The following is a 9924-nucleotide window of genomic DNA, read 5'->3' as shown; positions in this document are numbered from 1 at the left end:
TCCCCTCGGTCCCGCTCGTCCCGCTCCGCCCCGGTCACCGGTTCAGCCGAACAGCGCACGCGCGGCCTCCGGCGCGAGCAGCTCGCGCGCCAGGTCCAGCGGGGTCCGGCCCAGGTGGTCGAGCAGGTCCGGCCGGGCGCCCGAGGCGAGCAGCACCCGGGCGGCCCCGGTGTTGCCGTGCCGGACCGCGATGTGCAGCGGCGTCTGGCCGGTGGTGGCGACCGGCGCGTCGACGATCGAGCCCGCGCGCACCAGCGCGGTGACCACCTCGGCGCTGCCCTGCTCGGCGGCCTTGTGCAGCGCGGTCTGCCCGGAGCGCTCGGTGACCAGCACGTCCGCGCCGCCGCCGAGCAGCGTGCGGACCGTCGTGTCGTCGCCGCGCGAGGCGGCCGCCTGGAGCGCGGTCAGGCCGGTGCGCGCGTCGTGGTGGTCCGGGTCGCCGCCGAAGGCCAGCAGGTCGCGCACCCCGTCCACGTCCCCCGCGACCGCGGCCGCGTGCAGGCGCTCCTCGCGGTCCGCGTTGAAGGCGTTGACCTCGGTGTTCGGGTCGAAGTACACCTTCCAGTGGGTGATCTTGCCCTGCTCGTTGAGGACCACCTTGTGCATGTCCTCGATCTCGAACAACACCTTCGTGCGCGTGTGCCGCCCCTTCGTGTAGACCACCGCGCACGCGGTGTCGCCGTCCACGACCAGGCCGCGCAGGCCGTAGTCGAGCACCTCGGTGGTCTCGGCGCGGACCCGGAACGCCTCGGCCACCTCGTTCAGGCCGACGTGCGTGCCCAGGTACGGGATCACCGCGTTCCACTGGTCCTGCGGCAGCTCCAGCACGATCGACGGCGAGAGCCCCGCCGTGATCGCCTCCATGTCGCCGCGGCCGATGGCGCCGTACCAGTCGTCCACGATCTTGCGGGTGTCCATGCGGATGTCCTCTCAGCGGTGGGGAAATCCCCTGCGCCTCCAGGCTGGCAGCGATCCACACAGGACACGAGGAACCGGGCGCGACTGCGGCAACATGCCCAACTGCCGCGCCGACCTGACCAAGAAGCGTTGGCCTGGACGAAAAAAGAGGACCCGCCGCGTTGCCGCGACGGGTCCTCGTGGTGCGGGGGCGTTAGCTGTAGCGCCCGATGACGTCCTGGATCAGGCCGTCGCGCACCAGGTACTCGTAGTAGAAGACCTCCTTGCCGCCGTGGCCCGTGTCGTAGTCGTAGTCCACGCGGTAGCGGTCGCCGTTCCAGGCCGTGCCGGTGACCGCGTACCGGCCACCCGCCTCGATGACCTCGGGCCCCAGGAAGCGGTCCATGATGTCCTGGCGCGACGGGTAGATACGACCCACGCTGTCGAAGCGCGCGTCCTCCGCGAACACCGCGGCGACGCCCTCCGCGTCACCCGCGTTGGCCGCCTCCAGGAACCGCTCGGCCAGGCCGGGCGCCGCGGCGCGGTCGGCGTCGGACAGGGGGACCGCCGCGGCGGTGCCGCCCGTCGTCTGCGCCTGGACCTGGTCCTGACCCCGGTCCTGGCTCGTGGTCGGCTCCTGACCGCCGCACGCGGCCACCGCCACCAGGACTAACGAGACCAAGCCGATTCGTCGGTGCATGATGGGTTCCTCACTCGATCGGGAAACTTCAAGGCATACCCCCTCGGCCCGGAGGTCTGGGGAACCTCCGGGCCGAAGATCGGGATTCAGTGCACTCATGCGGGGAATGGCGTGCACCTAGTCCCCGCGCCCCGACCCCGGGGGACAAGGCGGGTGGCGCGGGGAGCCCCGAGACAGGTGGTTTCAGGAGCGCCGGGCGCCTCGCAGGAGCACGGCGATGACCGCGATGCCGACGCCGATCACGGCGATCGCGGCGAGGTAGGCGGCGTGGTAGCCGGCCAGCACGTCGGCGGGCTCGCCGGACGTGCTCACCGTGGCCGCGAGCGTGACCAGGGCGGCCACGCCGACGCTGCCGCCGAGCTGCTGGGCCGTGACGTTCAGCCCGCCCGCCACGCCGTGCTCGTGCTGCGGGACGCCGGTCAGCGACGCCGCGGTCAGACCCGCGAACGCCACGCCCTGGCCGATGCTCATCACGAACACGGCCGGGAAGACGTGCGGCCAGTACGCGCCGTCCAGCGGCGTGACCGCCCACAGCCCGACCCCCGCCGCGATCAGCAGCAGACCCGTGATCAGCAGGGGCCGCTGACCCGTGCGGGCCATCACCCGGCCCGCGATGTTCGAGCTGACGACCACCGTCACGCCCATCGGCAGGATGGCGAGCCCGGACTGCATCGGCGTGTAGCCGAGCAGGCCCTGGAGGTAGAGGGGGGCGAAGAACAGCACGGCCAGCACCGCGGTGAAGAACGCGACCGCCGCCACCGTCGCCGCCGACACCGCCGGGATCCGGAAGATGCCCAGCTGGAGCAGCGGGTTGGCGACCCGGCGCTCCCACCGGACGAACCCGACCAGCAGCACCGCGGCCAGCACCAGCGGCGCCACGGTCAGCGGGTCGGTCCAGCTGGAGTGACTGGCCTGGCTCAACCCGAGGACCGCGAGCAGCAGACCGCCGGTGACCGCCGCGGCGCCCCCGACGTCCAGCTTCTCCGGCTTGCGGCGGCCGGCGGGCAGCACCGACCTGACCGCCAGGAGCACGGCGGCGCCGATGAGCAGGTTGAACACGAAGACGGCGCGCCAGCTGAACAGGTCGGTGAGCACACCGCCGATCACCACGCCCGCGCTGAAGCTCGACGCGCCGACCGACGTGTAGACGGCCAGTGCGCGGTTGCGGCGCGGGCCCTCCGGGAACAGCTCGGTGAGCAGGGCCAGCGAGGCCGGCCCGGACAGCGCGGCGCCGACGCCCTGGAGGGCGCGGGCCACCATCAGCACCTCGGCGGCCGGCGCGACCGCCGCCACGACGGTCGCGGCGGTGAACAGCCCGACCCCGATGGTGAACACGCGGCGCCGCCCGAGGACGTCGGCGGCGCGCCCGCCGAAGAGCAGGAACCCCGCGAACGTGACCGCGTAGGAGGTCATCGCCCACTGGAGCCCGGTGCTGCCGATGTTGAGCTCGCGACCGATCACGGGCAACGCCGCGTTGACCACGGCGACACTGCTGGTGTCCAGCGCCAGCGCGGCGGCCAGGACGATGACCGCGAGCCAGCGGGGGTTGTCGGGTTCGGGTTTCCGGGTGGTGGTGTCGACCGGGTCGACGTGGGTGGACACTGTGGTTGTTCTCCAGTTCACGGGCGCGGCGCCACCCTCGGGGGTCCCGGGGCTCGTCGATGTCCGAGCACTCTCGGTACCTCGCTGGGGGGGCGGCCGCGCGAGTCGGCCGGCCTGCTCGGCTCGACCGCGCGTCAGCGCGCGGGTGCGAGCAGGCGCGTTACGGGTGGCGGGATGATCGAAGCCATGTCACGGTTGTCCCGGCGCAGGGCGGCCGGTCGCACGATCGGGTGATCATCGCCGCAAGATGTACGTAAACGGGGGTCTCGACCATCGGTTGAGAAAGAAGGCCCCCCGAAACCACCCCGGCCCGCCGACCACCCCGGCCCCGCCGGCCCCCGGGCCGAACGAGAACGGAGAGCCCAGCCACCGGACCAGGGCACCAGCCAACCCCCGACCGCGACCCCAACTGCTCGACCCGCAAGCACACCCACGTGCCCGCCCCCACGGCGGACACCCCGGCGCCGGCCCCCGCGGACACGGCTGCCAGCGTGGACACGGCCGCCCCCGCGGACACGTGCGCCCCCGCAGGCACACGCGTTGTCGCGGACACGCCCGTGGACGCGCACCCGCGCCTGTGCGGACACGCACCCGCGAACGCGCACCCGCCCAGGCGGCGTGAGCCGACGGAGCGGCGCAGGTCGGCAAGCCCGGTAGGCGCGGGTGGGTCGGCTGTTCGCGGTGGTGGGGTGAGGTGGGTCGTGCAGGGGGAGTTGGCCGGGATGGGGTTCGGGACCCGCCAGGAGCATGTCCCGGTTGTCGCTTCGGGCAGACCCGGGAAGCGCTGAGCGGGAGCTCGTCGACGGCCCCGGAGTCGTGCGCGCTCGGACCGACCCGGAGACCGACCCGGAGGCCGGCTTTGAAGCCGGCCCTGGGACCGGCTTTGAGGCCGACCCGAAAGCCGACCCCGGGACCGGCTCGAAGGCCACCGGCCCGGAGGCCGACCCCAAGGCCCGCCTCGAAACCGGCCCGCAGACCGGCCCCGAGACCTGCCCCGAAGCCACCCCCAAACCTCGCCCCGAAGCCAAGACCCGCCCCACGCGGGTCATCCGAGCAAGAGCCGCGGCCCGCGATCCTGCCACCGCGAACCAGTGGGCTCGCCGCGCCGCGCCGCCGGTCGCAACCAGGTGGTCGCCGGCGCGCGGGGCGAGCGGGTGGGTTCGGGCGTGGGCGGGGCGCGTCAGGCCCCGCGGCTGGTGTGCGGGCACGGCGTCGCTCTCAGTTCTCGATCTCGGTGGCCCGGCCGACCGGTTCCCACTCGGTCAACTCGGCCCGCACGGCGTCCAACCGGGCGCTGATCGCGTCCGCGGCGTCGTTGCCGAGCACCAACCTCAGCGGCGTGCGCGGGGCGTCGAGCGCCACGCGGATCGCCTCCGCCGCCTTGGCCGGGTCACCCGACTGGGTACCGTCCATCTCGCGCACGAACTTGCGGACCGGCTCCATCACGTCCTGGTAGTCGGGGATCGGCGCCCCGAACCGCAGCGCGCTCCCCGCGAACGCCGTGCGGAACGCGCCGGGCTCCGGCACCAGCACCTTGATCCCGAAGTCGGCGACCTCGGCCGCCAACCCCTCGGACCACCCCTCCAGGGCGTACTTCGCCGCGCAGTAGGCCGAGAACCCCGGCCACACCACCTGCCCACCCATGCTGGACATCTGCACGATCGCCCCGGTCCGCCGCGCCCGCATGTGCGGCAGCACGGCCTTGGTCAACGCGACCGGCCCGTGCAGGTGGACGTCCATCAACGCCCGCAGCTCGTCGTCCGGGGTCTCCTCGGCCGCGCCGAGGAAACCGTGCCCCGCGTTGTTCACCAGCACGTCGATGTGACCGTGCCAGGTGATGGCGTCCTGCACCGCGTGCGCGATCTGCTCGCTGTCGGTCACGTCGAGCCGCAGCGGCGTCACGCGATCGGGCGCGATCGCCGTCAGCGGGGCGAGGGTCTCGACGTTGCGGGCCGTGGCGACGACGAGGTCGCCGTGGGCCAGGGCGTTCTCCGCGATCGCCCTGCCCAGACCTGAAGAAGTACCGGTGATGAACCACACCCGCGCCGTCTCGGCGCCGCCGTGGTGCGGTACCTGGTTCGTGCTCATGAAAAGGTCCTCCTCGCCCGTGGACCGGTCAGCCCTGCACGATCCAGGAGACACCGGGACTTCACCGGAAGTCCAAGACCCTTGCCCATACGCTCACGGCATAGATCGCTATTTCGAGGGGGCTCCCAACTCCGATGGACGTCGACACCCGCGTCCTGCGCTACTTCGTCGCGGTGGCCGAACAGCTCAGCTTCACCCGCGCCGCGGAACGGCTGTTCGTGTCGCAACCGGCCCTGAGCAGGCAGATCCGCCAGCTGGAGGCCGACCTCAAGATCCCGTTGTTCGAACGCACCAGCCGCGAGGTCCACCTGACCGCCGCGGGCGAGGCGCTGTTGCCCGTGGCACGCGGGCTGATCGCCGACTGGCAGGCCGCCCAGCGCACCGCGCGCGGCATCGCCGCCGCCGAGAAGAGGGTGCTGCGCATCGGCTTCGAGGCGACCGGCGCCGGTCCGCTGACCACGAGGGCGCGCACCGCGTTCGCCGCGCGCCACCCGGACGTCACGGTCGAACCCAAGCGCTTCGACTGGGGCGGCGAGGTGGCCGCCCTGCGCGACGGCCTGGTGGACATCGCCTTCCTGTGGCTGCCCGCCGACACCACCGGCTTCCACACCGAGATCGTCGCGGTCGAGGAGCGGCTGGTGGGCCTGGCCGCGAAGCACCGCCTGGCCGACCGCGACCGCGTCTCCATCATGGACCTGCGCGAGGACCCGGTGGTGTGGACGCGCAAGGCGCCCCGCTTCTGGGTGGACTGGTGGGCGGTCAACCCGCGCCCGGACGGCTCGGAGCCGGTGTGGGGTCCGGAGAACGGCAACGTGGAGGAGATGCTGGAGCACGTCGCCGCGGGCGAGGCCATCTGCATCGGCCCACGCTCGATGGCGGCCTACTACGCCCGCCCGGACCTGGTGTGGCGGCCCATCACGGACGTCGCGCCGCTGCGCATCGCCTTCGCCAGGCCGGCGACCAGCACGAACCCGCTGGTCGCCGACTTCGCCGAGGTCGTCCGGGAGCTGGTCGGGACGCCCGCCTCAGCCGGGGACGTCTGAGCGCCCCCCGGCTCCCGGACCGCCCCGGGACCGCCAGCCCCGGGGCCGCTCACCCCGGGGCCGCCCGCCCCGCTAGGCGTTCCACTTCGCGCTGGCGCCCGCGGTGACGTCGAGGACGGTGCCGGAGACGTAGCGGGCGCGCGGCGAGGCGAGGAACGCGATCGCGTCGGCCACGTCCTCCGGCTCGATCAACCCCACCGGCTGGGTGTTGTACGAGCGCAGCGCGCGCTCCAGGTCCTCGACCGTCGTGCCGCCCGCCCACCGGTAGGTGGCCTCGTTGAGCACCATCGCCGTCCGGGTGCCGGTCGGCGCGACGCCGCTGACCCGCACCCCGGCCGGCCCGACCTCGGTGGCCAGGGCCTTGACCAGGCCGACCACGCCCCACTTGGCGGCCTGGTAGTGCGGCAGCAGCGGCGCGCCGTGGCGGGCCTCGCTGGAGGCCACCGCGATGACCGACCCGCTCTTGCGCGCGACCAGGTGCGGCACGACCGCGCGCATGGTGTTCGCCACGCCGACCAGGTTGACGTCGATGACGTCGGCGAACTGCCGCGGCGACATGTCGGCCATCGCGTTGTAGGTGCAGATGCCCGCGTTGGCGACCGCGATGTCCAGCCGCCCGTACTCGCGCACGGCCTGCCGGGCCACCTCCTGCAACCGGGCCGCGTCCCGCACGTCGGCCTTCACCGCGGTGGCGCGCCGGCCGAGCGCGCGCACCCGGCGCACCGTGTCGTCGAGCTCGGCCTCGCTGCCGAGCGGGTAGTCCAGCTCCATCGCGTCCGGCCTGGCGATGTCGAGCGCCACCACGTGCGCGCCCGCTCGGGCCAGCGCGAGGCACGTGGCGCGGCCGATGCCGCGGGCCGCGCCGGTGACCAGCGCGACCTGCCCGCGCAGGTCACCGCCCCTGTTCTCGTCGGCCTGCGCCCCGCCGGCGCCCGCCACCACACCCGCTGCCGCGCCCGCCGCCGCACCGGCGCCCGCCAGCAGCGCCCGCCTGCTCACCTTGGCCTGTTCCGTCATGGCCACGATCGTGGTGAGCGGGCCCGCGCGGTGTCCAAGACCCGCGACGATGCCGTTTGGTAATAGCACTCGTGCACCCGGTCAAGTCCACCCAGTCGCGCACCGCGCCTTGTCGGCCGTCACCGACCGCTAGTTGACTGGGCCTCGTTCCCGGGCACGTCGTCCCGAACCCCCTGTTTTCCAAGGGAAATCGGCCGTGCCCAGAAACCCACCCAAGGAGAGTTCCATGAGTGACGCGGTGCGCACGCTGCTGCTCAACGCGGTCCGCCGGGACGACGTGGCCGAGGTGCGCGGCCTGCTGCGCAACGGCGTCGACCTGAACTCGCGCGGCTCCGACGGCCTGACGCCGTTGATGATCGCCGCGGGCAAGGGCAACGCCGGCCTGGTGCGGCTGCTCGTCGACGCCGGCGCGGACGTCTACACCACCGACAGCGCCGCCGGTGGCACCGCGCTGCACAAGGCGGTGCAGGGTGGCGACCTGGAGACGGTGAAGGCGCTGGTGGAGGCCGGGGCGTTCATCGACGCGGTGGCGGTGACGACCGGGCACACGCCGCTGCTGGACGCGTTCTGGTACAAGCACCCCGAGATCGTCGGCTACCTGCTCGACCGGAACGCGGGGCTGAACCTGGCCACGCACTACGGGTTCTCGATGCGCGACCACTTCGAGTACGCGATCAACGTGAACACCCGCGGCCAGGAGAAGCTGCTGGCCGCGGAGGCGCTGCTCAAGCGGCGCATCGAGGCCGACGAGCGCGCGGTGGAGCGGCAGGCGCTGATGGCGGCCACCGTCGCCGGCGACCTGATCGGCGTGCAGGTGCTGCTGGCCAACGGCGCCGAGGTCGACGCGCGCCACCCGGTGCTCAACGGCTTCAACGACCTGCACACGCCGCTGCTGGTCGCCTCCCGCGACGGTCACACCGAGATCGTGCGGGCGCTGATCGCCGCGGGCGCCGACGTGAACGCGACCGAGCCGACGTTCGGCGCCGTGCCGCTGCACAAGGCCGTCTACAACGGACACGCCGACATCACCCGGGTGCTGGTCGAGACCCCCGGCACGGACATCGACTTCCAGGGCTCCACCAACGGCTACACCCCGCTGCACGACGCGCTGTGGCACGGCTTCGAGGACTGCGCCCGCATCCTCGTCCGCGCCGGTGCCCGCCTGGACCTGGTCGGCCACGACGGCAGGACGCCGCTGGAGATGGCGGTCGCCGTCTTCGGCCCCGACCACCCCCTGACCACCACCATCCGCAACGCCTGACCCCGCGCGAGTCGTACGCCCAGTACCCGCGAGTCGTACGTACAGACCCCGCGAGTCGTACGTCCAGGCCCGTCGTGTCGTACCTCCAGGACCCCCGAGTTCAACGTTCGGGACCGGTGAGGTCGTGACCGCGGTGGTCCTGAGTGCTGAATTCGGAGGTCCTGAACGTACGACACGACCGACCGGAACGTACGACTCGCGCGTTTGCCGAAGGGAAGTAGAGGACCATGCTGTTCTACTGCCAGATGAAGTGGAACCACGAGGGGCGCATCAGCCTCGACGAGCTGTGGGAGCTCGAGGAGGAGGAGACCCGCCACGCCGAGGAGACGTTGAGCTCGGGCTACTGCATCGGCCTGTGGAAGGTGGCCGGCCAGAAGCGGGTCATCGCGGTGGTCGACGCGGAGTCCGCGGAGGAGCTGGACCGGTCGGTGTTCCGCCTGCCGATGCGCGAGTACCTGGAGTTCGAGGTCATCTGGCCGCTGCGCGACTACCTCGGCTTCGCGGAGGACGTGGCCAACCGCTACCGCCCTACCGAGGCGGAGACCGGCCGATGATCCACCAGCTGATCTTCGCCTCACCCCGGCCGGGCATGGGCGAGCAGGAGTTCCACCGCTACTGGGTGGAGGAGCACGCCGTCCGCTACGCGAGCAGGATCCCGCAGATCCGGCAGTACGCGGTGGACACCAGGGTCGAGCTGGGCCTCGACGAGGCGGAGCCGCTGTGGTCCGGCGTGGCCGAGATCTGGCTCGCCAACGAGGAGGAGCAGCTGGCGTCGTTGCAGACGCCGGAGTTCCTGGAGGGCGCCCGGCTCGACGAGCCGAGGTGGGCGGCGTTCTGGCGCACGCTGGTCATGGACACCGAGGCGCACGTGGTGGTCGAGGGGCCGCCGCAGCGGGCCGACCTGCCGGGCACCAAGCTGTTCGTGCTGGTCAAGCGGCGCGAGGGGATGCCGCTGACCGAGTTCCGCCAGTACAGCCGGGACGCGCACGCCCCGCTGGTGGCGAAGGTCCCCGGCCTGCGCCGGTACTACCAGAACCACACGCGCGACGGCGCGTACGGCGTCGGCGAGGCCACCCTCGACTGCGCCTACCAGCTGTGGTTCGACGACGCGCCGGCCCTGCGCGCCGCCCTGCGCACGCCGGAGTTCCGGCGCGCGATGGCCGACCTCGCCACGTTCACCGAACCCCGGTACGTGCACACCCTCGCGGTCCGCGAGAACTGGGTCGTCGGCCCGTCGGAAAACGTCATCTAGTCAAGTCCGGAATATCGTCCGGCAATTCTCGCCAAACCCATCCGGAAACGGTTGGATGAGAAGT

Annotated in this window: 9 protein-coding genes; 4 read left to right on the top strand and 5 right to left on the bottom strand. The window is 72.6% G+C overall.

The window, feature by feature from the left end; genetic code table 11:
* Window positions 1-42 precede the first annotated feature (42 nt).
* The 4 genes from Q5530_RS32900 to Q5530_RS32885 all read right to left on the bottom strand — a co-directional run bounded on the left by Q5530_RS32900 (window position 43) and on the right by Q5530_RS32885 (window position 5287).
* Window positions 43-918 carry an ankyrin repeat domain-containing protein gene (locus Q5530_RS32900; protein ID WP_415366701.1) on the bottom strand — a complete coding sequence of 292 codons (876 nt, stop codon included), beginning with the start codon at window positions 916-918 and terminating at the stop codon, window positions 43-45.
* Between the two features lie 193 nt (window positions 919-1111).
* Window positions 1112-1579, bottom strand: coding sequence for a nuclear transport factor 2 family protein (locus Q5530_RS32895; protein WP_415366700.1), 468 nt, complete (start codon window positions 1577-1579; stop codon window positions 1112-1114).
* Between the two features lie 201 nt (window positions 1580-1780).
* Window positions 1781-3199, bottom strand: a complete 1419-nt coding sequence (locus tag Q5530_RS32890; RefSeq protein WP_415366699.1) for an MFS transporter — start codon at window positions 3197-3199, stop codon at window positions 1781-1783.
* A gap of 1218 nt (window positions 3200-4417) precedes the next feature.
* Entirely contained in the window at window positions 4418-5287 is an 870-nt protein-coding gene (locus Q5530_RS32885) for an oxidoreductase (protein ID WP_415366698.1), read from the bottom strand.
* 134 nt (window positions 5288-5421) lie between these two features.
* Here Q5530_RS32885 and Q5530_RS32880 point away from each other — a divergent pair, with 134 nt between their 5' ends.
* Window positions 5422-6330, top strand: a complete 909-nt coding sequence (locus Q5530_RS32880) for a LysR family transcriptional regulator (RefSeq protein WP_415366697.1) — start codon at window positions 5422-5424, stop codon at window positions 6328-6330.
* A gap of 72 nt (window positions 6331-6402) precedes the next feature.
* Here the strand turns inward: Q5530_RS32880 and Q5530_RS32875 are convergent, their stop codons facing one another.
* Entirely contained in the window at window positions 6403-7347 is a 945-nt protein-coding gene (locus Q5530_RS32875) for a mycofactocin-coupled SDR family oxidoreductase (RefSeq protein ID WP_415366696.1), read from the bottom strand.
* 226 nt (window positions 7348-7573) lie between these two features.
* Between Q5530_RS32875 and Q5530_RS32870 the strand changes: the two genes are divergently transcribed.
* From Q5530_RS32870 to Q5530_RS32860, 3 genes are all read left to right on the top strand, one after another.
* Window positions 7574-8608 carry an ankyrin repeat domain-containing protein gene (locus Q5530_RS32870; RefSeq protein WP_380639382.1) on the top strand — a complete coding sequence of 345 codons (1035 nt, stop codon included), beginning with the start codon at window positions 7574-7576 and terminating at the stop codon, window positions 8606-8608.
* A gap of 227 nt (window positions 8609-8835) precedes the next feature.
* Window positions 8836-9162, top strand: coding sequence for a muconolactone Delta-isomerase family protein (locus tag Q5530_RS32865; protein WP_415366695.1), 327 nt, complete (start codon window positions 8836-8838; stop codon window positions 9160-9162).
* Window positions 9159-9860 carry an EthD family reductase gene (locus Q5530_RS32860; RefSeq protein ID WP_415366694.1) on the top strand — a complete coding sequence of 234 codons (702 nt, stop codon included), beginning with the start codon at window positions 9159-9161 and terminating at the stop codon, window positions 9858-9860. Before Q5530_RS32865 ends, Q5530_RS32860 begins: the two co-directional genes overlap by 4 nt.
* Window positions 9861-9924: the final 64 nt, after the last annotated feature.

It is taken from the genome of Saccharothrix sp. BKS2 (assembly GCF_047689505.1).
GTDB lineage: Bacteria > Actinomycetota > Actinomycetes > Mycobacteriales > Pseudonocardiaceae > Actinosynnema > Actinosynnema lopnurensis.
The sequence above is the reverse complement of the archived record's forward strand: the minus strand, read 5'-3'. Positions and strand labels throughout refer to the sequence as shown.